General features: G+C 71.3%; 19 protein-coding genes. 11 read left to right on the forward strand and 8 right to left on the reverse strand.

Annotation, left to right across the window (positions count from 1 at the left end; genetic code table 11):
* Window positions 1-108 precede the first annotated feature (108 nt).
* From ABZ893_RS12800 to ABZ893_RS12820, 5 genes are all read left to right on the forward strand, one after another.
* Window positions 109-402, forward strand: coding sequence for a DUF503 domain-containing protein (locus ABZ893_RS12800; RefSeq protein ID WP_361401190.1), 294 nt, complete (start codon window positions 109-111; stop codon window positions 400-402).
* Between the two features lie 33 nt (window positions 403-435).
* Window positions 436-897 carry a 30S ribosome-binding factor RbfA gene (rbfA, locus tag ABZ893_RS12805; RefSeq protein ID WP_361401192.1) on the forward strand — a complete coding sequence of 154 codons (462 nt, stop codon included), beginning with the start codon at window positions 436-438 and terminating at the stop codon, window positions 895-897.
* Entirely contained in the window at window positions 894-1802 is a 909-nt protein-coding gene (gene truB / locus ABZ893_RS12810) for a tRNA pseudouridine(55) synthase TruB (RefSeq protein ID WP_361401195.1), read from the forward strand. The genes rbfA and truB overlap by 4 nt, the downstream gene beginning before the upstream one ends.
* Window positions 1803-2081: 279 nt before the next feature.
* Complete coding sequence (locus ABZ893_RS12815; RefSeq protein ID WP_361401199.1) at window positions 2082-5492, forward strand: serine protease; 3411 nt, start codon at window positions 2082-2084, stop codon at window positions 5490-5492.
* Window positions 5493-5615: 123 nt separating this feature from the next.
* A complete protein-coding gene (locus tag ABZ893_RS12820; RefSeq protein ID WP_361401202.1) occupies window positions 5616-6569 on the forward strand; it encodes a bifunctional riboflavin kinase/FAD synthetase in 954 nt (317 codons plus the stop codon).
* A 46-nt stretch (window positions 6570-6615) separates the two neighbouring features.
* On the opposite strand, the gene ABZ893_RS12825 is transcribed toward ABZ893_RS12820, so the two are convergent.
* The 8 genes from ABZ893_RS12825 to eccE all read right to left on the reverse strand — a co-directional run bounded on the left by ABZ893_RS12825 (window position 6616) and on the right by eccE (window position 18356).
* Complete coding sequence (locus tag ABZ893_RS12825) at window positions 6616-7632, reverse strand: ABC transporter ATP-binding protein (protein ID WP_361401205.1); 1017 nt, start codon at window positions 7630-7632, stop codon at window positions 6616-6618.
* Window positions 7629-8612, reverse strand: a complete 984-nt coding sequence (locus tag ABZ893_RS12830; protein ID WP_361401207.1) for an ABC transporter ATP-binding protein — start codon at window positions 8610-8612, stop codon at window positions 7629-7631. Before ABZ893_RS12830 ends, ABZ893_RS12825 begins: the two co-directional genes overlap by 4 nt.
* Window positions 8609-9550, reverse strand: coding sequence for an ABC transporter permease (locus ABZ893_RS12835; RefSeq protein ID WP_361401209.1), 942 nt, complete (start codon window positions 9548-9550; stop codon window positions 8609-8611). Before ABZ893_RS12835 ends, ABZ893_RS12830 begins: the two co-directional genes overlap by 4 nt.
* The gene (locus ABZ893_RS12840; RefSeq protein ID WP_361401211.1) at window positions 9547-10623 is read right to left on the reverse strand and encodes an ABC transporter permease; all 1077 of its coding nucleotides are present in this window, start codon (window positions 10621-10623) and stop codon (window positions 9547-9549) included. Before ABZ893_RS12840 ends, ABZ893_RS12835 begins: the two co-directional genes overlap by 4 nt.
* A 66-nt stretch (window positions 10624-10689) precedes the next feature.
* On the reverse strand, window positions 10690-12588 hold the full coding sequence (locus ABZ893_RS12845) for an ABC transporter substrate-binding protein (RefSeq protein WP_361401213.1): 1899 nt from the start codon (window positions 12586-12588) through the stop codon (window positions 10690-10692).
* 360 nt (window positions 12589-12948) lie between these two features.
* Window positions 12949-15846, reverse strand: coding sequence for an SCO5717 family growth-regulating ATPase (locus ABZ893_RS12850; protein ID WP_361401216.1), 2898 nt, complete (start codon window positions 15844-15846; stop codon window positions 12949-12951).
* Between the two features lie 336 nt (window positions 15847-16182).
* A complete protein-coding gene (locus ABZ893_RS12855) occupies window positions 16183-16995 on the reverse strand; it encodes a hypothetical protein (RefSeq protein ID WP_361401219.1) in 813 nt (270 codons plus the stop codon).
* On the reverse strand, window positions 16995-18356 hold the full coding sequence (eccE, locus tag ABZ893_RS12860) for a type VII secretion protein EccE (RefSeq protein ID WP_361401222.1): 1362 nt from the start codon (window positions 18354-18356) through the stop codon (window positions 16995-16997). Before eccE ends, ABZ893_RS12855 begins: the two co-directional genes overlap by 1 nt.
* A 179-nt stretch (window positions 18357-18535) precedes the next feature.
* On the opposite strand from eccE, the gene eccB reads away from it, so the two are divergent.
* The 6 genes from eccB (at window position 18536) to ABZ893_RS12890 (ending at window position 24517) form a co-directional block, all read left to right on the forward strand.
* Window positions 18536-20062 carry a type VII secretion protein EccB gene (eccB, locus tag ABZ893_RS12865; protein WP_361401225.1) on the forward strand — a complete coding sequence of 509 codons (1527 nt, stop codon included), beginning with the start codon at window positions 18536-18538 and terminating at the stop codon, window positions 20060-20062.
* 15 nt (window positions 20063-20077) lie between these two features.
* Window positions 20078-21352, forward strand: a complete 1275-nt coding sequence (mycP, locus tag ABZ893_RS12870) for a type VII secretion-associated serine protease mycosin (RefSeq protein WP_361401228.1) — start codon at window positions 20078-20080, stop codon at window positions 21350-21352.
* A complete protein-coding gene (locus ABZ893_RS12875) occupies window positions 21349-21951 on the forward strand; it encodes a hypothetical protein (protein WP_361401231.1) in 603 nt (200 codons plus the stop codon). The genes mycP and ABZ893_RS12875 overlap by 4 nt, the downstream gene beginning before the upstream one ends.
* Window positions 21952-22307: 356 nt before the next feature.
* Window positions 22308-22613 carry a hypothetical protein gene (locus tag ABZ893_RS12880; protein ID WP_361401234.1) on the forward strand — a complete coding sequence of 102 codons (306 nt, stop codon included), beginning with the start codon at window positions 22308-22310 and terminating at the stop codon, window positions 22611-22613.
* A gap of 51 nt (window positions 22614-22664) precedes the next feature.
* Window positions 22665-23969: a putative T7SS-secreted protein gene (locus tag ABZ893_RS12885; RefSeq protein WP_361401237.1), complete on the forward strand. Its 1305-nt coding sequence runs from the start codon at window positions 22665-22667 to the stop codon at window positions 23967-23969.
* Between the two features lie 35 nt (window positions 23970-24004).
* On the forward strand, window positions 24005-24517 hold the full coding sequence (locus ABZ893_RS12890) for a hypothetical protein (RefSeq protein ID WP_361401240.1): 513 nt from the start codon (window positions 24005-24007) through the stop codon (window positions 24515-24517).
* The last annotated feature ends 36 nt before the right edge of the window (window positions 24518-24553 follow it).

A 24553-nucleotide genomic window follows, 5' to 3' on the forward strand; every position in this document is an offset into this window, starting at 1 on the left:
GGACGTAATCCCGTCGATCGGCCCCGGCCGTTGCGTGTACGGTTCTGGTGTCCCCGCCAAGTGGTTGGCGGGGCCACGAACCCGAACCGGCGGGACATCCGGACACACATGTATGTGGGGACTCTGTCCTTCGATCTGCTCCTCGGCGACGTGCGCTCGCTGAAGGAGAAACGCTCCGTGGTCCGCCCGATCGTCGCCGAACTCCAGCGCAAGTACGCGGTGAGTGCGGCGGAGACGGGAAACCAGGACCTGCATCGCAGGGCCGAGATCGGCCTGGCGCTGGTCTCCGGGGACACGGGGCACCTCACCGACGTACTGGACCGGTGCGAGCGTCTGATCGCCGCCCGTCCGGAGGTGGAGCTGCTCTCCGTTCGACGCAGGCTCCACAGCGACGAAGACTGACTAAAAGAGCAAGGCGAAGAAGGAGACGGCGCAGTGGCCGACAACGCGCGGGCGAAAAGGCTGGCGGACCTCATCCGAGAGGTGGTGGCCCAGAAGCTCCAGCGCGGGATCAAGGACCCGCGGCTCGGTACGCATGTGACCATCACGGACACCCGGGTGACGGGTGACCTGCGGGAGGCGACGGTCTTCTACACGGTCTACGGCGACGACGAGGAGCGTGCCGCGGCCGCGGCCGGCCTCGAGAGCGCCAAGGGCGTCCTGCGTTCCGCCGTGGGCCAGGCGGCCGGTGTGAAGTTCACGCCGACCCTGGCCTTCGTGGCGGACGCCCTGCCGGACAACGCACGGGCCATCGAGGACCTCCTCGACAAGGCCCGGATCTCGGACGCGAAGGTGCGGGAGACGTCCGCGGGCGCCGAGTTCGCCGGGGGCGCGGACCCGTACCGCAAGCCGGACGATGAAGACGGCGCGGACGAGGACGGCGAAGCCTCGGAATGACGCAGAAGAAAACCGTGACGCCCGACGGTCTTGTCATTGTCGACAAGCCGTCGGGCTTCACTTCGCACGACGTCGTGGCCAAGATGCGCGGGATCGCCAAGACCCGCCGCGTGGGCCACGCCGGCACGCTCGACCCCATGGCGACCGGAGTCCTGGTCCTCGGGGTGGAACGGGCGACCAAGCTGCTCGGCCATCTCGCGCTGACCGAGAAGGAGTACCTGGGCACCATCCGGCTCGGCCAGAACACTCTGACCGACGACGCCGAGGGCGACATCATGTCCTCGGCCGACGCGTCCGGCGTCCGCCGCGACGCGATCGACGCCGGGGTCGCCAAGCTGACCGGCGCCATCATGCAGGTGCCGTCCAAGGTCAGCGCCATCAAGATCAACGGCGTGCGCTCCTACAAGCGGGCGCGCGAGGGCGAGGAGTTCGAGATCCCGGCCCGCCCGGTCACCGTCTCGTCCTTCGCCGTCTACGACGTCCGGGACGCGGTTGCCGAGGACGGCACCCCGGTCCTCGACCTCGTCGTCTCCGTGGTCTGCTCGTCCGGTACGTACATCAGGGCCCTCGCCCGGGACCTGGGCGCCGATCTGGGCGTCGGCGGGCACCTCACCGCGCTGCGGCGCACGCGGGTCGGCCCGTACAAGCTGGACACCGCGCGGACGCTCGACCAGCTCCAGGAGGAGCTGACCGTGATGCCCGTCGCCGATGCCGCGACCGCCGCGTTCACCCGCTGGGACGTGGACGCCAAGCGCGCGAAGCTGCTGCTCAACGGCGTGCGGCTGGAGATGCCCGGGGAGTACGCGGGCGCCGGGCCGGTCGCCGTGTTCGATCCCGAGGGCACGTTCCTCGCGCTGGTGGAGGAGTCGAAGGGCAAGGCGAAGAGCCTCGCCGTCTTCGGCTGACTCCGGCTTCTCCGGTTAACTCCGCCGTCTTCGGCTGATCTCGCCCCGAGGACCCCATCGTGGAGCGGCACCCAGTGTGCTGCGTGCCGCTCCACGATCCCCCTCACCAAGGGTCTGTCCAGCACTCCCGGTCGGTTCACCCCATCGAGCGGGCGCTCGGAGTGAACCGGGGGAGTGGAAGGGGGCGCGTTCGCTCCGGCGCCTGTTCCGCTGATCATCGCGCGCCTACCGTCGGTCCCAGGGGGCACGGCCCTTCGGGGCACAGCGGGAGGTTCGACGATGGCGGGACGGGACACCGGTTCCGGCGGCGGCCCCGATGGCGGCCCTGGCAGCGGTCCGGCCCTCGTCCGTGTCTGCGATCCCGCCGGGCGTCCGCGCGGTACGGGCTTCGTCGCCGACGACCACGGCACCGTAGTCACCAGCCATGAAGCGGTGGACGGCCTCAACCGCCTCCTCCTGCGCACCCCCGACGGAACCACGCACAGCGTGGGCACCGTCGACATCACGCCGCTGCCCCGCGCCGCACTCGCCCTCATCCGCACCGACGGCCTCGGCATCCGTCCCCTGCCGGTCGCCGTCCGGGCGCCTGCCGACGCCGGGGCGTACGTGCGCATCGCCGCCGGCGGCTGGCGCGAGGCGCGTGTGCTCGGGCACGTCGACGTCACGTACGCGGCGGCCGACACCAGCCACGTCGTTCTCGACGCCATGGAACTGGCCATCGGCACCGACGGCCGCGACGCGCTGCGGCCCGGGGCGGGCGCCGCCGGAGGGCCCGTCGTCGACGCCGCGTCGGGCGCCGTACTCGCCGTCCTCGGCACATCGCTCCAGGCGGAACACCAGGCCGCCGGTCTCGCCGTACCGCTGCGCGAGGCCGCCGCCAACGACCCCGGCGGGCCTCTCGCCCAGCTCCTCGCGCGGAACGCGGCCACGGTGCCGGTGTACGGGGACGAGCTCAACCTCGCGGGTGCCCTTCAGCTGACGGCCACGTCGGTCGGCTCCGACGGACCCGGCGCCGTCCTCGACCCCGAACCCGTCGAACGGCCGGAGGTGGCAAGGGAGTTCACTGCCTTCGAGGCCACGGACGCGACGGTGCTCGCCCTGGTGGGAGCGCCGGGCAGCGGCCGTACGACCGAGCTTGCCGCGTACGCCGCGCGGCGCGGGCGGGGAGTCCATCCCGCGCCCACCCTCTGGCTGCGCGGCGCCGATCTGCAGGGCGAGGACCGGAGCGTGGCGGACGCCGCGCGGAGGGCTCTGGTCAGGGCCGGGCGCATCGTCGCGGCGTCGCTCCCAGGGGGCGCCGAGGACGTGATCGGTGATGTGTCGCCGGAGCGCATCGCGGCGCAGGCCCGCGCGGCCGGGCGGCCCCTCGTCATGCTGCTCGACGGGCCGGAGGAGATGCCGCCCGTCCTCGCTCACCGCCTCGACGAGTGGACCCGCGGCACGGCCCGCTGGCTGCGGGACGCCGGCGTGCGGCTCGTCGTGGCGTGCCGGGGGGAGTTCTGGGAGCGCGCGGGCGGGCTGTTCCCTGGCGAGGTGCTGTACGGGCGGGCCGGGCGGCTGCCCGCGTGTGTGCCGGTCGGCGAGCTGACCGGGGACCAGGCCCGCCTCGCCCGCGAGCGGTACGGGCTGCCCGAGGACGCGCTCGCCGGCCGCGACGCCCGGCATCCGCTCGCGCTGCGGCTCCTCGCCGACGTGCGGGCCGCGCTCGGCGGGACCGTGCCGGGCAGCGCCGACAGAGACGCCGTCTTCGCCGCGTACCTCGACCTGATGTGCCTGCGCGTGGCGGTCCGCCTCGCGGCCGTGAACGGGTTGCGCGGCACCGCCGTGCGCAGGCTCGCCGCGCGGGTGTCCGGGCAGGTCCACGAGGCGGCCCGGCGGTGCCTGGGGCCTGGGCAGGGCGAGCTGGACCGGGAGGCGTTCGAGGAGGTGTTCCCGTGGGGCGCGCTGCCGGGGAGCCGGGGCGCGGGCGTCACGGCGTGGGCCCCGGCCGTCCTGGCCGAAGGGGTACTGGTCCCTGCCGGGCGCGGCTACCGGTTTGCGCACGAGGAGGTCGCCGACTGGATCCAGGGGATGCACCTGGACCTGGACGGGGCGCTGCGGGCACTCGTGTTCCGAGAGCGGGGCACCGGCCGGGCGGCGCCCACCGTGCCCGTACCCCGGCACCGGGCGGGACCCGTCGTGCAGGCACTTCTGCTCGTCGAGCGCCAGCGAGGGTCGGCCGAACTCTTTGAAATTCTCGGCGAGTTGGCCCTGAAGTCGCTCACGCCGGGTGACGCGGACGCCTCCTGGTGGGCGGCCCATCTCCTTGAGGAGACGCTGCTCAGGGTGCCCGATGCCACGCCCTACCTGGGCGTGCTCGAACCGCTCGCCGACCGCGGGTGTCTCGCCCCGTCGTTCTGGCGGCGGGTCCCGGTCACGGACGCCGACCGGCTCGCCCTCCTGCGCCGCCTCGTCGTGCACGATCCGCCGCCCGGGAGCCGCCACCGGTACCTGGACACCGTCGCCGCACTCCTCGCCGCCGACCCGGTCGCCGTCCAGGCCCACCTCACCCGCTGGTTCGACGACGAACGGCCCCTGCCCGCGCTGCCCGACGCGACCGTCGCCACCGCCGCCCAAGCGCTCCTGCACACCCACCGGCACGGCGGTGTCGACGACCTCACCGAGGCCCTCGCGGACTGCGGGCATCCGCGCGGCGACGAACTCCTCGCCGTGCTCGCCGACGAGGAGCCGTCGGCGCTGTGCCGGGCCGTCGACCGCTGGGCCCACGACGAACGCCCCGCCCGCCGCGCGTCCGCCGTCGTCTACGCCCTGCGCGTCGCCCCGCACGTCACCACGGACGCCGACCGGGGCCTGCTCCGCTACGCGGCGCTCGCCCTGCTCGCCCGCCCCGCCGACGGCGCCGCCCACGGGGCCGCGCTCTCCCTCCTCGTCCGCGACCCGGCGACGCGGGACACGTATCTGCCGCAGGCGCTCGGGCGGTTCGCGGACGGAGATCCACGGCTGCCCGCCGACGCGTTCGCGGGCGCCCTGGCCACGCATCCCGAGGCCGTCCTCGACGCCTTCCGGAGCCGGGCGCGGGAGCCCGGGGGAGCAGCCGGCGTGCTCCGGACCCTGGCCGCCGTGACGGCGCCCGCGCTCACGCGGCGGGCCGCCGCCCTCGTCGAGGAGCTGCTCGCGGACCGGCCCGATACGGCGCCGGCCGTCGCCGAGTACGTCGACCGGTGCCTGGAGCACGGCCCGGCCGGCCGCGCGGTGCTCCACCCGCTCGTCACCGGCCTGCTGCGCACCGGCCCGCCTCCGGTACGCGCCGAGCTCGCGCCCGTACTGGCCCGCCCCGGCACCGGCGCCTCACGAGCCCTGCGCGGCGAACTCGTCGACGTACTGCTCGCCCACGAGGACGACCCCGACGTGCTCGACGCCGTACTGCGGACCGCGGCCCGCAGCGTCCCGGACGCCGGTGAGGTCCGCACCCGTGACCTGGTGCGACGTACCGGACTGCGGCTCGTACGCACCCCGGAGGGTGCCGCGTGCTTCGACCGCGGGCTCGTCGGGAGCGCCGACTCCGTGCCCGGGTTCGCCGCCCTCGTCGTCGGGTGGCTGGGCGCTGCGCCGCGGGAGTGGGCCGGGCTCGTCGGGCCCAGCGCCCGCCGCGTGATCGAGCGGCTTGCCGGGGTACGGGTGCCCGCCTGACCTGCTCAGGCAGCTGCCCTCCCTCCCGATGCGGGGCGCGGGCGCTCGGCATGGCACTCTTAGACCTGCGTATTCGGCAAACGGACGTAACCGTCGTACACAGGTTCGCGAGGAGCAATCACCGTGCAGCGCTGGCGTGGCTTGGAGGACATCCCCCAGGACTGGGGGCGCAGCGTCGTCACCATCGGCTCCTACGACGGAGTGCACCGCGGCCATCAGCTGATCATCGGCCGCGCCGTCGAACGGGCCCGTGAGCTCGGTGTGCCCGCCGTCGTGGTCACCTTCGACCCGCACCCCAGCGAGGTCGTGCGCCCCGGCAGCCACCCTCCGCTGCTCGCCCCGCACCACCGGCGCGCGGAACTGATGGCCGAACTCGGCGTCGACGCGCTGCTGATCCTGCCCTTCACCGCCGAGTTCTCGAAGCTGTCGCCGGCCGAGTTCGTCGCGCACGTCCTCGCCGACAAGCTGCACGCCCGCCTCGTCGTCGAGGGCCCCAACTTCCGCTTCGGCCACAAGGCCGCAGGTACGGTCGCGTTCCTCGCCGAGCAGGGGGCGAGCCACGACTTCGAGGTCGAGGTCGTCGACCTGTTCGTGTCCGGTTCGGCGGGTGGCGGCGAGCCGTTCTCGTCGACGCTGACGCGGCGGCTCGTGGCCGAGGGTGACGTGGAGGGTGCGCGCGAGATTCTCGGGCGCCCGCACCGGGTCGAGGGCGTCGTCGTGCGTGGTGCGCAGCGCGGGCGCGAACTCGGTTTCCCGACGGCCAACGTCGAGACGCTCCCTCACACGGCCATCCCTGCGGACGGTGTGTACGCGGGGTGGCTGCACGTCGAGGGTGAGGCCATGCCCGCGGCGATCTCCGTGGGCACGAACCTGCAGTTCGACGCCACGGAGCGCACGGTTGAGGCTTACGCCATCGACCGGGTGGACCTCGACCTGTACGGGCTGCACGTGGCCGTGGACTTTCTCGCCTTTGTGCGGGGGATGGCGAAGTTCGACTCCGTCGACGCGTTGCTGGTCGCTATCGCGGATGACGTCAAGAAGTCGCGGGAATTGGTTGAGGCGTACGAGGGCGAGTAGCGGGGTGTGGGTCGGCGTCTCGGGGCTCTGCCCCGGGCCCCGGTCCTCAAGCGCCGGACGGGCTGATTTGGGCTGAGGTGGCCGTTGCCCAGTGGCACGCCACCTGTGTCCCGCCCGCTCCCGAAAGCACCGGCAAATCCTCCCCCCGGCATCTCTCCGCCACCCCCGCCCTCTCCGCCTCCCCCGACGCCAGGATCTGGCAGCGGGCGTGGAAGCGGCAGCCGGGTGGGATGCGGGACGGGTCCGGGGGTTCGCCCGTGAGGACCACCGGGGTGCCCGGTGCCTCCGGCAGGACCGACAACAGGGCCTGTGTGTACGGGTGTTGAGGCACCGTCAGTACCTCCTCTACCGTTCCCGTCTCCACGATCCGGCCCAGGTACATCACCGCCACACGGTCAGCGATGTTCCATGCCAGGCCCAGGTCGTGCGTCACCACCAGTGCGGACAGGCCCAGTTCATCGCGGAGGCGAAGCAGGAGGGCCAGGATCTCGCCGCGTACCGATGCGTCCAGGGACGCCACCGGCTCGTCCGCGACGATCAGTTCGGGGTCCAGGACGAGCGCGCCCGCGATCACCACGCGCTGGCGCTGGCCGCCTGACAACTCGTGCGGGTAGCGCAGGAAGAAGCGCTCCGGTGGGCGGAGCCCGGCGCGGGACAGGGCGCTGGCCACCGCCTCGCGCTCGTCACCCCCGTAACCATGGATCCGCAGGCCCTCGGCCACGGCCTCGTACACCGTGTGCCGTGGGTTCAGGGAGCCGCTGGGGTCCTGGAGGACCAGCTGGGCGCGCTTGCGGTACGCCTTGAGGGCGCGTGAGGAGTATGCGAGGGGTTCTCCGTCGAACGTGATCCGGCCGGACGTCGGCGGGACCAGGCCGAGCAGTGAGCGGGCCAGCGTCGTCTTGCCGCAGCCCGACTCGCCCACCAGGGCCACGATCTCGCCCGGCGCGATGTCCAGGTCCACACCGTCCACGGCCCGCGCGGGGTCCGCGCCCCGGCGGCCCGGGAACGTCACGTGCAGCGCGCCGGCCGCCAGCAGAGGGGGCCTACCCGTCGTACTCGTCATGCTGTCGTGCTCCTCGACTCGACGGCGGCGGTCTCGCCCGCGTGGACGCACGCCGCCAGACGGCCCGTGCCCACCTCCCGCAGCTCCTGGTCCTGGGTGGCGCACGCGTCGAGCGCCACCGGGCAGCGCGGATGGAACGTGCAGCCCGTGGGCAGCGCCGACGGATCGGGCGGGTCGCCCGGCAGGCCGCGCGGCGCGAACCTCGACGCCACGTCGCCGATCCGTGGGAAAGCCGCCGACAGGGCTTTCCCGTACGGGTGTTGGGCGTTCTCGTAGACCTCGGCGGCCGGGCCCTCCTCGACGACGCGGCCCGCGTACATCACCGCGAGCCGGTCGCACGTGTCCGAAAGGACCGCCAGGTCGTGGCTGATCATGATGAGGCCCAGGTCCTGGTCGGAGACCAGTTGCTCGATGAGGCGGAGGATCTGGGCCTGGATCATCACGTCGAGCGCCGTGGTCGGTTCGTCGGCGATGACCAGGCCCGGGTCGCACGCGAGCGCCATCGCGATCATCACGCGCTGGCGCTGCCCGCCGGACAGCTCGTGCGGATACGCGTCCGCGCGGGCCGCCGGCAGACCGACCTGCTCCAGGAGCTCGGAGACCTTCCGCCTCGCACCCGACGGCGTCGCCTTCCTGTGCAGCAGGATCGGCTCGGCGATCTGGTCGCCGACGCGGTGCACGGCGTTCAGCGAGTGCATCGCGCCCTGGAAGATGATCGAGGCGCCCGCCCAGCGCACGGCGCGGACCTGGCCCCACTTCATCGTGAGGACGTTCTCGCTGTTCAGCAGAACCTCGCCCGTCACCTTGGTTCCGGCCGGGAGGAGACGTAGCAGGGCGAGCGCCAGCGTCGACTTGCCGCAGCCGGACTCGCCGGCGATGCCGAGCTTCTGGCCCGCGCCCACGCTCAGGTCCACCCCGCGCACGGCCCGCGCCCCGCCCGCGTACGTCACTTCGAGGTTCCTGACGTCGAGAAGGCTCACCGGGCCACCCCCAGCTTCGGATTGAGGACGGACTCGACGGCACGGCCGCAGAGGGTGAACGAGAGGGCTACGAGGGCGATGGCCAGGCCGGGCGGTGCCAGGTACCACCAGTCGCCCGCGCTGACCGCGCCCGCCTCGCGCGCGTCCTGGAGCATTCCGCCCCAGGACGTGATCGTCGGGTCGCCGAGGCCGAGGAAGGCGAGCGTGGCCTCCGTCAGGATCGCGCCGGAGATCACCAGAGTGGTCTGCGCGAGGACGAGCGGCATCACGTTCGGCAGGACGTGCCGCCGCATGACGTGCCCGTGCCCGCCGCCGAGCGCACGGGCCCGCTCGATGTACGGGCGGGACTCCACGGCCAGCGTCTGGGCCCGGACCAGGCGGGCCGTCGTCGGCCAGGTCGTCACGCCGATCGCCAGGATCACCGTCCAGATCGAACGGGACATCACCGTGGCGAGCGCGATCGCGAGGACCAGCGTCGGCATCACCAGGAACCAGTCCGTGACCCGCATCAGAACCGTCGCGTACCAGCCGCAGAAGTGGCCCGCGACGATTCCGACGACCGTGCCGATCGCCACGGACAGGAACGCGGCGAGCAGCCCCACGGTGAGCGACACCCGCGCCCCCCACACGAGGAGCGCCAGCACGCTGCGGCCGAACTGGTCGGTGCCGAGCGGGAATTCAGCGCTCGGCTCCCCAAGTGGGCCGCCCGGCGCGTCGGTCACGGACTGCGAGTCCGCGCCCACGAGCAGGGGCGCGCAGAGTGCGATCAGCCCGATCAGGATCAGGCCCGCCAGACCCCACAGGCCGCTCCGGTGCGTGCGGTACTCGCGCCAGAAGCGGGCGGCGGAGGCGCGCTGGCGGGCACGGGCGAGGGCCTTCGCGTTCTTGTGCACCGGCGGAGGCGGGGTCAGCTGAGGGATGTCGGTTTCGGCGGTCATCGGCCCACCCGGGGATCGAGCAGCGGATACAGCACGTCGGCGAGGGTGTTCGCCAGGATCACGGCCGTGGCGAAGACGAAGAACAGGCCCTGCACGAGCGGGAGGTCCGGCACGCTCAGCGCCGAGTAGAACAGCCCGCCGAGCCCCGGCCAGGAGAACACCGTCTCGACGAGGATCTGCCCGGCGACGACATGGCCGAGGTTCACGAACATCAGCGTGAACGTGGGCAGCATCGCGTTCGGGACGGCGTGCTTACGGCGTACGACGTCGTCGCGCAGCCCCTTCGCTCGGGCCGTCGTCAGATAGTCGCTGCCCATCTCGTCGAGCAGCGAGGAACGCATCACGAGGAGCGTCTGCGCGTAGCCCACGGCGACGAGCGTGATGACGGGAAGGACCAGGTGGTGCGCCACGTCGACGACGTACGCGAAGCCGCTCTGGCCGCCGGACTCCAGGCCGCCCGTCGGGAACAGGCCCGGGATCGGGCCCAGCCCCACCGCGAAGACGATGATGAGGAGCAGGCCGAGCCAGAACGACGGGACGGAGTACAGCGTGAGCGCGAACGCGGTGTTGAAGCGGTCGCTCCGCGATCCGTTGCGCCAGGCGGTGCGCGTGCCCAGCCAGATGCCGAGCGCGGTGTAGAGGACGTACGCCGTGCCGGTGAGCAGCAGCGTCGCCGGGAGCGCCTCGGAGATCTTGCCGATGACCGGGGAGTGGAACTGGTACGACGTGCCGAAGTCGCCGGTCAGCGCGTCACCGATGTAGTTCGTGAACTGCTGCCACATCGGCAGGTCGAGGCCGAACTGGTGCCGTAATGCTTCGAGTTGCTGCGCCGAGACCCGGCGGCCGCCCGTCATCTGCTTCACCGGATCGCTGGGAATCAGCCGGAACAGGAAGAAGCTCGTGACAAGCACCGCGAAGAGCGAGACGACCGCCCCCGCGATCTTGCCCGCCACGTACTGGAGATAGGCCTTGGTGTTACGCGCCCGTGGGCCGCGGCCCGCCGACGGCCCGGCCTGAGCCGGGCCCCCGGAGTCCGCACTCTGCACGAGCGCCGGAGTGCTCTCTGCTGTCATGGGGAACTCTCGTCACCGTTGCTCGTGCGGTACTTGGGGAAGTTACTCGTGCGGTACTTGGGGAAGTTATTCGCGGTCGTCCGCCGTGGTGCGCCGGCGCCTCGCGAGGAGCAGCCCGCCGCCACCGAGGACGACCACGGCCGCGACGATACCGACGATCACGCCCGTGGCAGTGGAACCGCCGCCCGAGCCCGCGTCGCCCGTGCCGTCCGCGGGAACGGCCGACCACCAGCTCCAGTACCCGTCCTGGCCGTAGATGTTGCCGGCCGCGGTCGGCATGGTCCGGATCGACTTGATCTGGTCGGTGCGGTACGCCTCGACGGCGTTCGGGTACGCGATGACGTTCATGTAGCCCGAGTCGTACAGCCACGACTCCATCTGCTTGACGGTGTCGGCGCGCTTGGCCGGGTCGTACTCGGCGAGCTGCTTCGCGTACAGGCCGTCGAACGTGTTGTCGCAGATGAAGTTGTCCGTCTGGGCGGTCTCCCTGGCCTTGACGGGCAGGGCCGCGCAGGTGTGGAGGCCGAGGACGGCGTCCGGGTCGGGGTTGACCGACCAGCCGTCGAACGCGAGGTCGTACTCACCGGCGTACCAGGGCACCGAGATGTCGTCGCGGCAGTCGACCTTCAGGCCGATGCCGAGCTTGCCCCACCACTCCTTGAGGTACTTGCCGACCGCCTTGTCGTTCGGGTCGGTGGCGTGGCACAGGATGCGCAGGTCGAGCGGCTTGCCGTCCTTGCCGACGCGGTGGCCGTTCTTCATGGGGTAACCGGCCTCGTCGAGCAGCTTGCCGGCCTTCGCCGGGTCGTAGCCGAGGGCCTGGCTGCCGGACGGCTTCCAGAAGTAGTCGGCGAAGCGCGGCGGGATGTACCCGGCGCCCTGGACGGCGTGGCCCTGGAAGACCTTGTCGACGATGGTCTTGCGGTCGACCGACATGAAGAGCGCGTGGCGCACCTTCTGGTCGAGCAGCGCCTTGTTGCCGTCGCCGAACTTCTTGCCGTCCTTGGTCTGCGCGCCCGGGTTCACGGCGAGCGCGAAGAAGCGGCGGCCGGGGCCCTCGTTGACCTTGATGTCCTTCTCGCCCTGGAGCGAGGCCGCCTGAGCGGGCGTCAGGGCGGGGGAGCCGGCTACGAAGGAGACCTCGCCCTTGCGCAGGGCGGCGACGGCGGCGTCCTGGTCCTTGTACGTCTTGAAGACGACCTCGTCGAACTTCGGCGCCCCGCGCCAGAAACTCTTGTTGGCCTTCAGCTTCACGTACTGGTCGACCTTGTAGTCCGTCAGCACGAACGGGCCGTTGCCGACGACGGGGAACGTCTTGTCGTTGTTGAACTTCGAGAAGTCCTTGACGTCCTTCCAGATGTGCTCGGGCACGATCGGGACGTCGAGCGCGGCCATGGTGGCCTGTGGCTTCTTCAGCTCGATGACCAGCTGGGTGGGGCTGGGGGCGGTGACCTTGCGGAAGTTGGAGACGAAGTTGCCGTTCGCGGTCGCCGCGCCCTCGTCCGTCATCATCTTGTTGAAGGTGAACGCGGCGTCGGCGGCCGTCGCCTGCTTTCCGTCCGACCACTTCGAGTCCGACCGGATGGTGTACGTCCAGGTCAGCTTGTCCGCCGACGGCTTCCAGGCGGTCGCGAAACCCGGGACCGTGTGGTTGTCCTTCGGGTCGTAGTTGGTCAGGTACTCGTACATCATCCGGTGGATGCTCGTACTGACCAGGCGCTGGGCGAGGAACGGGCTCAGCGAGTCGACGCTCTGGGCGAGGGCGACGGTCAGGACCTTCTTGCCGCCGTCCGCCGCCTTCGCCTCATGCGGGGCGGGGTTGAGCGGCGTGGCCAGACCGGCCGTCAAAGTGAACGCCGCGGCACCGGCCGCGAGCAGTGCCCGCGGCGCACGGGACAGCGGCCGAGCGGGTGTCCGAGCGGGTGTCCGAGCGGGTGTCTTCCGGGGCTGAACGTGTGTGTCCATGGGTGGGTGACCTCGCGTCTCGCTCGCGCGGAGTGGCAGGTTGATCACGGGGCGTCAGCTGATTGATGAGTGTGTACCAGTGCTGCTCTCCGCACGTCAACGGCGCATACACCCCATGTGGCCTGCGGAAATAACGAGTTGACCAGCAATCCCACGCTCATTGGACGAGACCTCTGACGCGGCGCAGGCCAGGGCGTGACGCCCTTGGCGCACCTTATGTGGCTTTGATGGTGTGTCAGCTGCTTATGGGGTGTACGGCGTGTGGCGGGGCGGGGCGCGCTGGCGCGGTGCGGGCCGGGGGAATGGCGAGGGCCCGCACCGTGGTGAGGGTGCGGGCCCTGTGGGGCGTGCTTTGCGCGATTACTGCTGCGGCGGCTGCGGCTGGGCGCCGTAGGGGGGCGCGGGCTGGCCGGGGTGCGGCTGGCCCTGCTGGGGTGCGGGCGCCGGCTGCTGCCAGGCCTGCGGGGGGCCCGGCTGCTGGGGCGGCTGCGGCTGACCGGGCTGCTGCGGGTACGGCTGGCCGGGCTGACCGGCGTACTGCTGACCGGGCTGGCCCGGCTGACCAGGCATGGGCTGACCCGGCTGGCCGGGGTACGGCTGCTGGCCCGGGAACGGCTGGCCCGGCGCGGGCTGCTGACCCGGCATGGGCTGACCAGGCATGGGCTGACCCGGGTACGGCTGCTGCTGGTGACCGGGCACCGGCGGGGCCATGGTGGGCGGCGGGTTCCCGTCCGACGTCCACAGACCCTGCTGCTGCTGAGCCCGCGCGAAGTCCTCGGCGACCATCGCCGAGAGGTTGAAGTACGCCTCCCGGACCTTCGGCCGCATCATGTCGAGGTCGACCTCGGCGCCCGCCGCCAGGTGCTCGTCGAACGGCACCACGACGACGCCGCGGCAGCGCGTCTCGAAGTGGGACACGATGTCGTCCACCTTGATCATCTTGCCGGTCTCGCGGACCCCTGAGATGACCGTGATGGAACGCGACACCAGGTCCGCGTACCCGTGCGCCGACAGCCAGTCGAGGGTCGTGCTGGCGCTGCTCGCACCGTCGACGGACGGCGTCGAGATGATGATCAACTGGTCGGCGAGGTCCAGCACACCGCGCATCGCGGAGTACAGCAGACCCGTGCCGGAGTCGGTCAGGATGATCGGGTACTGCTTGCCGAGCACGTCGATCGCGCTGCGGTAGTCCGCGTCGTTGAACGTCGTCGAGACCGCCGGGTCCACGTCGTTCGCGATGATCTCCAGGCCGGACGGCGCCTGCGAGGTGAACCGGCGGATGTCCATGTACGAGTGCAGGTGCGGGATCGCCTGCACCAGGTCACGGATGGTCGCCCCGGTCTCACGGCGCACACGGCGGCCGAGGGTACCGGCGTCCGGGTTGGCGTCGATGGCGAGGATCTTGTCCTGGCGCTCCGTGGCGAGCGTCGAACCGAGTGCGGTCGTCGTGGTCGTCTTGCCCACGCCGCCCTTGAGGCTGATCACGGCGATCCGGTAGCAGGACAGGACCGGGGTGCGGATCAGGTCAAGCTTCCGCTGCCGCTCGGCCTCCTCCTTCTTGCCGCCGAGCTTGAAGCGCGCGTTGCCACTGCCGGGGCGGGTGCTCTTCGCCTTCTGCTTCTTGTTGTTGAGCAGCCGGTCGGCGGACAGCTCCACGGCCGCCGTGTAACCGAGCGGCGCGCCACCGACGTTCGTGGGCGTGCGCTGGTCGTGCTGAACGGGCTGCGGCCAGGCGGCACCGGTACGGGGGTCGATGCCGGGGGCGGGGGGCTGACCGGGGTACTGCTGGTCGGGCTGACCGGGCTGGCCCGGGTACGGCTGGGGCTGGCCGGGCTGGGCCTGCGGCGCGGGCTGCTGGGGGTTCTGCGGGTTCGGCTGGGCCGGGGGCTGCGGGGCCTGCGGGTGCTGCGCGTGGGGTGCGGCGGGCTGGCCCTGGGCGTGGGGGCCGGGCTGCGGCTGCGGGAACCCGTAACCGCCGGGCTGAGGCTGCGGCTGGGCCTGCGGGGTCGGCTGGGGGAAGCCGTAACCGCCTTGCGGGGCAGGCTGGTTGGCCGGACCCGGCTGGGGCGTCGGCTGCGGGAACCCGTAACCGCCCTGCGGCGCCTGCTGGTTGGGCGCTACGGGGGCGGGAGGCGTCGGCTGGGGGAAGCCGTAGCCCTGCTGCTGGGGCGGCGCGGCCGGTGCCTGCTGCTGCGGGTCGCCGGGCACGGGCGGCTGCGGGAAGCCGTAACCGCTCTGCGGCGCCGGCGGGGTGTTCTGGCCCGGCCAGCCCTGCGGTGCGGGTGCGCCCTGGGCCTGGACCGGTGCGGCGGGCTGCTGCTGTTCCGGCGTCGGCGCGGGCCACTGCGTGCCCGGCGCCGGGGCCGCGGGCTGGAACGCCGGCGGCAGCGGCGGGACGCCTTCCTGCGCGACGGGCGGCGGGGCCCAGCCAGCGGGGGCGGCCTGGGGGTCGGCGGGGGCCTCCGGCTGGACGGGCGCGTCGGCCTCGGGCGGGAGCGGGGCGGCGTCGGTGCCCGAGTCCGGGCCTGCGTCGGGGGTCGTACCGGCGATCGCGGCCGAGTCCTCGCTGACGATGTCGCCCGCGCCCTCACCGCCCTCCGGCTCGGACTCCGCCGATGCCTCCGGCGTCTCGGACGCCTCGGCCGTGGCGGCTTCGCCCTCCTCGGCGGAGCCCGCGTCAGAGGTGACGTCAGATCCGGACTCACCGTCAGCCGTGGCGGCGCTCACCACCGCGTCGTCGCCCTCGTCCGTCACGGGCGTAATCGGCGCGACCAGCGGGAAGTCACCGGAGTGGTCCGAGCCACCGGCCGCAGCACCGGCACCGGCACCGGACTGCGACGCGTCCGCGGACGCGGCGCCCTCCGACCCCGACTCGGCCTTCTGCTCGTCCCGCGCCGCCATCTCGGCGAACTCGCGCTTCAGCGCGGCCGCGGAGAACCGCATCGTCGCGCCGCTCTCCAGATCGCCCGTCCCGGAACCCGCGTCAGGCTCGGGGGACGCCGGAGTGCTCGCGTACGGCTGGTACGGGGCGGGAGGCGCCGGGGGCGTGACGGGGGCGGGCGCGGGAGCCGGCGGAGGCGTGGCGGGTGTGGCCGAGGGAGTCTCGCCCGCGGCGGCCGACGCGTTCTGCGTGTACCAGGCCGGAGGGGCGTAGTCGATGGTGAACTCGCCCGTCGTCTCAGTGGCGGACTCCGCGTCGGAGTGATCATCCCCGGGTGTGTCCCAGCCCCCGTGGATCCCGTTCCGATCGCTGTTCACAATGCCTCCTGGTGTGGTCGAGCACCCTCGTGCCGTGGTGGGGGGCGACCGTTCCTGTCGTCCGATCCGCCGGGCTCTTCCCCCGGGACGCGTACGAACCGCTCATGGGTTGCCGCGCGCGTCCTGTCCCAGCCTAATCATCAAAACGAGGAGTACGGCAGGCCCGTCCGCCCCTCCGAAGCCGCCCACCAGGTCACACACGGGCAACAAGTGATGCCGAGGCGATACGGAAGTGACGAACGCCCTTCTGCTCGCCGAGCACAAACTGCCCGAATGAGACGCAAAGGGGAACGGGACCGATCGCCGGAGCCGCCCGGGACGGATCCCGGGCCGACTTCAGTCCATCCGGCGTGCGTTACCCAACAATCCGATCTCGGCGTCGGTCGCCTGCGTCATCACGTACTGGCGGTCGCCGTCGGTACACCACAGAGTGACGCCGTCGGCGAGCGTCGGCAGCGACTCCCATTCCTCGCGCGGCAGCCCGAGGACGCGGCCGATCTCCGCCGCCTCGTCAGGTGACACCCGCTGGATGCCGACGAGTCGCGCCTGCCGCATCAACCGCGGTGCCACCGGGCTCAGATACGGCAGCAGCGTCAGCACGGACTGCCACGGCGCCGAGGCCACACGCCCGCGCGGCGGACGCATACCGCAGTCCCGCACCACGAGCACCGGACCGCCCGCGGACGCGCCCTGCGGCGGCACCCGCCCGACGTCATGCACCGTCATGCCGGACTGCCCGCCACCGACCGCCTGCACCATCTGGGCCCAGTGCTGCGCCCGCCCGGTCTCCACGGCGACCCGCGCCCCGGTCGCGGCAGCGCGCAGCGCGAGAACCTGAGCCGTCCACAGACCACCGATGAGCACCATGTCGTACGGCGTCGGTCTGTTCACCCCGAGCACGGCGGGCTGGCCGTCCGCGTCCACACCGACGACGACGCCGTCGTCACCGATGGGCAGCGCGAGGCTGTCCAGCTGGTCGACGGAGAGCGTGTGCCGCTGGTGGCGCGGGCCGAAGAGTCCGATGCCGATGCGAGGGCGTTCCCCGGCGTGCGCGGGCGCGGCGGGAGCCGATCCGGTGTTCCCGTTGCCGTTCCAGGAATTGCCGTCCCAGGCTCCTGCCCCGGCCGGGGGAGATGACGTCATGGCCATCAGCGTGCACCTCCGAGCGGCAACGTGGCGAGAACTCCGGGCAGTTGTTCACGGTCGAGACGGACGAGGCCCGTTTTGGACTGCCGGGCCGCGGTCTCCAGGGAGCGCCGAGCCGTCGTCAGCTCGCTGTCGCTGCGCCCGGTGATGCGCATGTGGCCGGCGAGCTGGATGTCCCGCTGGTCACCGCGGGACAGCGTGAGGCTGAAGGTCGTGGCCAGCGCGGGCACCGTGGTCAGCAGTGCGACGAGCTGGTGCATCGCGGTCCCGGAGCCGCCGAGCTGCGGCCAGCGCCGCACCCAGTACGTGGTGTGCCTGCGGTTGTCGCAGCGCCAGCTGCGGCCTGACTCCTCGGTCCTGCGCTGCGGCATCTCGCTGCGGCCGGCCTGCGCCGTCACCATCGGGTTGGCGCACGCCGACGTCGCGACGGCGGCCGTCAGCTCCTCCTCCGTCAGCACGCTCGCCCGGAACCCGGCGCCGGTCAGCCGGCTCGCGAGATGCTGCGCGGCGCGGGCGACGCACTTCTGCGCGCCGAGGGTGCCGCCGCCGCGCGCCGCCACCGCCTCCGGGCACAGCTCGGGGTCGAGCTTCAGGGCGATCCACGTGATGCGGACCGCGGGGGAGCCGGTCTGGGCCTGCAGCGGCGCGTAGTTGCTCACCGCCACGGACTGCTGCGGCAGGTGCAGCGCGGGAGCGGGCTGCGTGTGCAGCACGATCTGTGCCGATTCGAGGTGGATCCCGTCGACTTCGAGGGCGTCCCGCACGATCCCGATGGGCAGCGGCCGGCGCGAGCGCTCCGCCCGCAGGGCCGTGGCGTCCGACTCGACCTGCAGAACGGCCGTCAGGAACGCGCCGTCGCCGACCATGCCGATGGGCCGCTGGTCGCGGTCGTCACCCCGGCTGTAGCTGTACGTCCGAAGCGAGGGGTCGCACTCGACGGCCGGCGCGAGACCGGGCTCCGTACCGGGCGGCACCGGCGTGCTCTCCGCACGGCGCTTGCGCCCGCGCAGGGCCAGGACGCTGCCGAGCCACTCCGGAAGCGACCGCCCCCGGCGGCGTACGACGGCCAGGAGGACGAGGATCGCGGCGACGACGCCCGCGGGCACCAGGGCCCACGGTCCGACGGCCCAGCCGGCGACCAGCAGGGCCGCTGCCAGCTCGATCATCACCATCTGCTGGAGCCGGAACGAACCGGTCCGCCCGGAACGCGACTTCAGATGCAGCGAAACCGGACCGCCCGACGCCGCCGGAGGACCCGAGGCCCCGCCGGACCGAGCCGCCCGCGTACCGTCCGCCGATCCCCGTCGGCCACCCGACCGTGACCGGGATTGCGACCGCGACCGGGTCCGCGTTGCGGAAGCCATCACTCCAAACCCCCCGAACTGTCCCGAAAATCCCTGTTGAACAGGGCCCTTGAAGGCCCCAGCACCCTACCCGTCCCACACGCACAACCACGCAACAGGCATAGTAGGGGCCGGGTCTGACAACGGAGGGCGGGGGACGCAGGTACCCCCGAGCGCTGCACGGGGAGAAGCGGACACAGATGGCATCACGGCGGGACGAACTCAACGCCTACACCTTCGCGAAGCGTCGCACGCTCGCGTCCTTCCTCCAGCCCTCTCCCTCCGGATCGGAGGAAGGGGCTCCGAAACCGCTGCGCGCGGTGGTGCCCGGCGTGATCGTCGGCACCGTCGTCCTCGCCGTGTTCGGTGCGTGGGGGATGTTCAAGCCGACAGCTCCCCCCGGGTGGGACGCGCTCCACAAGAACGTTATCGTCGCGAGCAAGTCGACGACGCGGTACGTGGTCCTGGAGACGAAGGGCAAGAAGCAGCTCCACCCGGTCCTCAACATGGCGTCGGCCAAGCTCCTCGTGGACCCCAGCGACAACCCCCCGGTGACGGTGTCCGAGGACGTGCTCGACAACGGCACGATCCCGCACGGCGCCACGATCGGCATCCCGTACGCCCCCGACCGCCTCCCGTCGGCCGCCGAGGCCGGGGCCGCCAAGCGCTGGGCCGTCTGCGAGCGTCCGGCCGACGGCGGCCGCGCCATCCAGAAGGCGGCGTTCGTCCTCGCGAAGCGCGACCTGAGGAAGACGGAGGGCCGCGAGAAGCTGCGCGGCGGCGACCTGATGTACGTCGTCGGCCCGGACAAGGCCGAGTACGTCGTCGACGCCCACGGCACCGCCTTCCCCATCGACCCTCGGAGCCAGGACAGGGAACAGCTCCTGCGTGCCCTGGGCATCGACGCCCCCGGCGGCCAGAAGCCGGAGCGCGTGTCCCGGGACTGGCTGGACACCCTCAACAAGGGCGAGCAGATCGCGTTTCCGGCATTCCCGGTCACTCCCGGTACCGCCGCCGGGACGAACAGCACGCTGAGCGACACGGCGAACCGCGTCGGCATGGTCCTCAAAGCACCCGGCCAGTACTACGTTGTCCTGCCCGGCAAGGTCGCCCCGGTCACGGACTTCACCGCCCACCTGATCCTGGGCAACCCCGCACTCGGCAATCTCAGCCAGCACGGAGAGCCGTACAAGGTGGGCCCGGGTGACATCACCGCCGGCCAGAGCTTCGGGCCCGCCGGCTGGCCGAAGGACGAGCCGAAGACGGTCAACGAGGCCACCACCACGGCCGGCAGCCGCAACACCGTCTGCAACGTGCTGGACAAGGTCGACCCCGACAACGGCGCCACCACGCTCAGCACCTGGTCCGGCAAGAACTTCCCCGCGCCCCTGCCCGTCGGTTCCTCCAGCGCCTACGTCACCGCCGGTTCGGGCCAGCTCTACCGCCAGTTCGCGGGCACCGCGACCGGGGACGGCCCCACGTTCCTGGTCACCGACACGGGCCTTCGTTACGCGATGCAGTCCAACAGCGACAACGGTGCGGGCGACACGGGCATCGGCGCCACGGCGAAGGAGCGCGCGGCGCAGCGCCAGCAGGCCGGTCAGGCCAAGACACGGCTCGGCTACGAGCACGTGCGGGAGACGCCGATCCCGGTCGCCTGGTCCCAGTTCCTGCCCACGGGCCCGCGCCTGTCCTGGACGGCTGCCCGTCAGCCGCAGGGCTCCTAGGGCCGGGGGGTCACGATGGCGTACGCATCAGGGAATTCCACGGCGACGTGGACGCGCGGGGCGGCACTCGTCGGGGCGCTGGCCGTGACGGTGACGACCACCGCACTCGTTCCGGCGACCCCCGCGGCGGCCGACGGCGAGCAGTGCACGTTCGGCCCGAAGAACCCGAAGTACGAAGGCCGTCCCTGGTCGCTGCAGCGCGTCCTCCTGGACGACCTGTGGCACGAGACCAAGGGCAAGGGCGTCAAGGTCGCCGTCATCGACACGGGCGTCGACGTCAAGAACCCGCAGCTCAGGGGAGCCGTCGACACCGCCGAGGGCAAGAACCTGCTGCCCCCGAACCTCAAGGACGCCGACGGCAACAAGATCGCGCGCGGCAACGAGCACGGCACCACCGACACCGTGGGCCACGGCACGCGCGTCGCCGGCATCATCGCCGCCCGCCCGGCCGCGAAGACCGGCTTCGTCGGCCTGGCCCCCGAGGCCAGGATCATCCCGATCCAGCAGAACGACGCCGAGGGCCACGGCACGGCCGAGTCCCTCGCGAACGCCATCCTTTACGCGAAGTCGGTCGGCGCCCAGGTCATCAACATCTCGCAGGACACGGCCGACGCGGTCAGGCCCGCCCCGAAGCTGCAGGACGCGGTCAACACGGCCCTCGCCGCCAACATCGTCGTCGTCGCCTCGGCGGGCAACGACGGCCTGGACGGCAAGCAGCAGCAGACCTACCCGGCGTCGTTCCGCGGCGTCCTCGCGGTGGCCGCGTCGGACCGCAACAACGAACGCGCCGCGTTCTCCCAGCAGGGCAGCTTCGTGGGAGTGGCGGCACCGGGCGTCGACATGGTCTCCACCGTTCCGGGCGGCGGCCACTGCTCCGACAACGGCACCAGTTTCTCCGCCCCCTACGTGGCAGGGGTCGCGGCCCTCATCAAGGCGAAGCACCCCAAGTGGACGGCGGCCGAGGTCGTCGCCCAGATCGAACAGACCGCGGAACGCTCGATCGCCGGCCACGACGACTCGGTCGGCTGGGGCGTCGTCGACCCCGTGCGTGCCGTCACGGAGGACCCGGACCACCCGATCGAGACCCCGTCGGCCAATGAGGGGGTCACCCGGGCGGAGGCTCCCGAAGCGGCACAGGTCCACTTCGGCGAGACGGCGGAACAACGCGACTCGCGCCTCGCCACGTACACCGTCGTCGGAGCCGCGGTGCTGGTCGCGGGCCTGGGCGGCGCGGCCGTGGCGGTACGCGACGCACGCCGCCGGGGCCGGAAGGCGGCAGGCCGGGCGTGAGCGGCATGACCGCGCTCAGCTTCGGCATCGCCGGGGTGCTGCTGCTGGCCGCGTGCGTCAAGGCGGACCGCGTACGCGGCTGGCGCCAGAGCCTCAACCCGTCGGCACCGGACCTGCCCGACGCGGCCTTCGTCGTGGGCCGAGGGATCTTCCTGATCATGGCCGCGGTCATGGTCTTCGAGGGCTTCAACCTGGTGCGGATCTCCGCCGACTCGGAGTGGAGCGACGCCGAACTCGCGAGCGCGGTACGGCAAGCCGCGGACGACCTGGACGGCTGGGGTTACCTCGACGACGGACTCACGGCCGACTCCGCCTATTTCGACTCCTACGAGTCCCTGCTGGAGGGCAAGGTCATCCAGTACGGCGGCGGGGGCGCACCTGAGTCCGGCGTAGGCGCGGGGCCGGCCGGCGCGAACACGGACACGGACGCGTACTTCATGGTGAGGGCGAACGGCGCGGACGCGGCGTTCTGCACCCACATCGTGCGCACCCGAACCCCGAAGAACGACTACACACCCCCGGGCATCGCGGGCGGCGAGGGAACCATCACTCAGCGCGCGTACCGCTTGGCGGTGACTTCGAAGCTGGGTGCGTGCTGAGGGGTCAGTCGGCTTTGCGGCAACTGCCGTTCTGGGCAACGGAGTTCGCGTAGTCCGCCGACGCGTCGGCCGCCTACTTCTCCGCACTGCTGGAAGACGCGACGCTCATGCCTTCAACGAGCCGACTCCGTTCGACATCCCCTTTCAGGGAAATCGGCGGTAGCTCACATTTCAGGCCGAGTTGTCCCCGCTATTTGTCAGGTCGAGCGGATGTTCTCCGGCGTCAGAAGCGGTCGTGGGGTGGAGTGGTGAAGGGCCGGTGAGGGCGCACTTTGAGGTGCGTTTCCGGTGGTAGCGTGCCTTCGCCCGGTGCTGTCGGGTGTGCGTGCAAGTGGATTTGAATAGGGGGAGTCGTCGTGGCTGCGGATCTCGGAGTCGGCCCAGGCGTCTTGAAGCAGGGCGCGAAGGACATCTTGGAAGTTCTCAAGCCGGTCAAGAAAGTGGACCTGGGGGACGAGGGGGATCTGGCCACCAAGGCTGGAGATGACGACGCGTCTGCGTCCCTGGCGACGTTCTCCGCGACGTGGGAGAGAAGCGCTCAGTTCCTGGCTGACCTTGCGGCGACCTTGGCCGACGGACTTGATCAGGCCAACGGAAAATTCGAGGAAACGGATGAGGCCATCCGTGATGCGGTGAAGTCCGTCAAAACCGCGCTTTCCTGACGCTGTTGAGCTAGACGCAAACTCAAGAACAAGAACAGGGATTCCACACGCATGGCACCGACGCTCGGGTGGACTGACGACCCGAAGGATCTCATCCCGGGGGAAGCCGGCAAGCTCGGCGAACTCGAGACCGCCTTCAAGGGCTGGTCCGACAAGTTTGAGAAGATCGGCGACGGCTTGCGCGACGTGCGCATCAAGGGCTGGGTCGGTCAGGCCAGTGACGCCTTTTGGCCCACCTTGGCCAAGGAAAAGAAGAACTGGTACTACGCGAGCGATGCGATGTCGTCGGCCGCCAAGGCGGTTCACTCGTACGCCTCCACGTTGACCTGGGCACAGGGGCAGGCCGGAACCGCGATCGACAAGTGGAAGGCCGATGACCACGAGGGCGCCGAAAGCGTCCTGAAGGGTGCGAAGGACACGCTCAAGGAGGAGACCGAGAAGCTCGTCAAAAAGCTCCACGCTCTCGCGGGCGACTCCAAGGACAGCCCTGATTGGCTTGTCGCGATCCGCAATGGTGTCGACACGAAGAAGTGGCTTGAGGACCACGGCGTCGGTAAGGCCGCCATCGCACCCGAGACGTGGGCCAGGGAGAAGAAGCGGTGGTCCGGCTCCAGGACGAACCCGCGCCACACGGACAAGGAGTGGGGCAGGAACGAGGACGGCAGCTGGTACTTCCGGGACAAACAACCTGTGTCGACCGATGCCGCCGACGATGCGACGACCTCCGCCAAGAAGAAGCCCGAGGTGAGTATCAAAATCGCCGAGTGGTCGGACAAGGCCAGCGTATGGTCCGAGGGCGTCGACCACGACGGGAAATTGGGCGACGCCAAGTACAAGTATGCGGCAGGTGTCCAGGCGCTGGGCGTAGACGGTTCGGCGGGCATGAGTGTCACCGACGGACGGTTCAAGGCTGGTGTTTCGGGAACCGCGTATCTCGCCCAGGCGTCCGCGAGCGGAAGCATGGAGTACGGCGTCCTCGGGACCTCGGGTGAGGCGAAGGCCTTCGTGGGTGCCGATGCGTCGGTGGAAGCCACTGTCGGTAAGGACGGGGTGCACGCCGGCGCGGAGGCGTTCGCCGGAGCCAAGGCGACCGGATCCGCATCGGCCGACATCGCCGGTGTCGGTGCCGGTGTGAACGGTGAGGCCTGGGCGGGCGTGGGAGCCGAAGCACATGCCGATATCGGCATGAAGGACGGAAAGTTCACCATCGGCGGTGACGTCGGAGTGGGTTTGGGCCTGGGCGGAAAGGTCGGGTTCAATTTCACCGTCGATCCCCACAAGGTGACCGACGCACTCAGCGACGGAGCTGACGCTGTGGGCGACGCCTGGGACAGCACAGTCGGCAGCTGGTTCTAGACCGCGCTCAAGTTCACAGAAGGATTGGATCCACCATGGCAGCCACGTTGCCGGTCAAGATTTCCTTTTCGCTTCCGGACGGCTGGCACGCAGCACCGCCGGACGAGGTCGGCGCGCCGAACGTCGCGTTCGTCGCGCTCCACCCGGCCTCTGTCGATGGCGGTTTCACGGCGAACATCACCATCTCCGGCGAGATGCGTAACGACGGCGCCACCATCTCGCAGATCGCCGACGAGTCGGTGCCCCGTCTTGAGCAGGGAGGGCCCGTCCGCGTCCTCAAGAAGACCGAGATCGGAACTCCGGACATTCCCGGGCTCACGGACTCTCCGGGCATCGTGCAGAACCTCGTACTCTCCACCACGCTGCGCGGAGAGCCCATCGAGTTGTGCCAGAGCCAGGTGTACCTCGGCATGGAGGACGTGCGGAACCCGGCTCAGCGCGCGGTGATCGAAATCGTCCTCACCGCGACTCGGAACCAACTCGGTGAAGTCATCGAGGACTACAAGAAATTCCTGCGGACGGTGCAGCAGGCCGACGGGGCCAACTAGCCGTCGGCGCATGCAAAGTGCCCCTTGACCCGGTGA

Origin of the sequence: Streptomyces sp. NPDC046821 (assembly GCF_040645335.1) — a bacterium.
Taxonomy (GTDB): domain Bacteria; phylum Actinomycetota; class Actinomycetes; order Streptomycetales; family Streptomycetaceae; genus Streptomyces.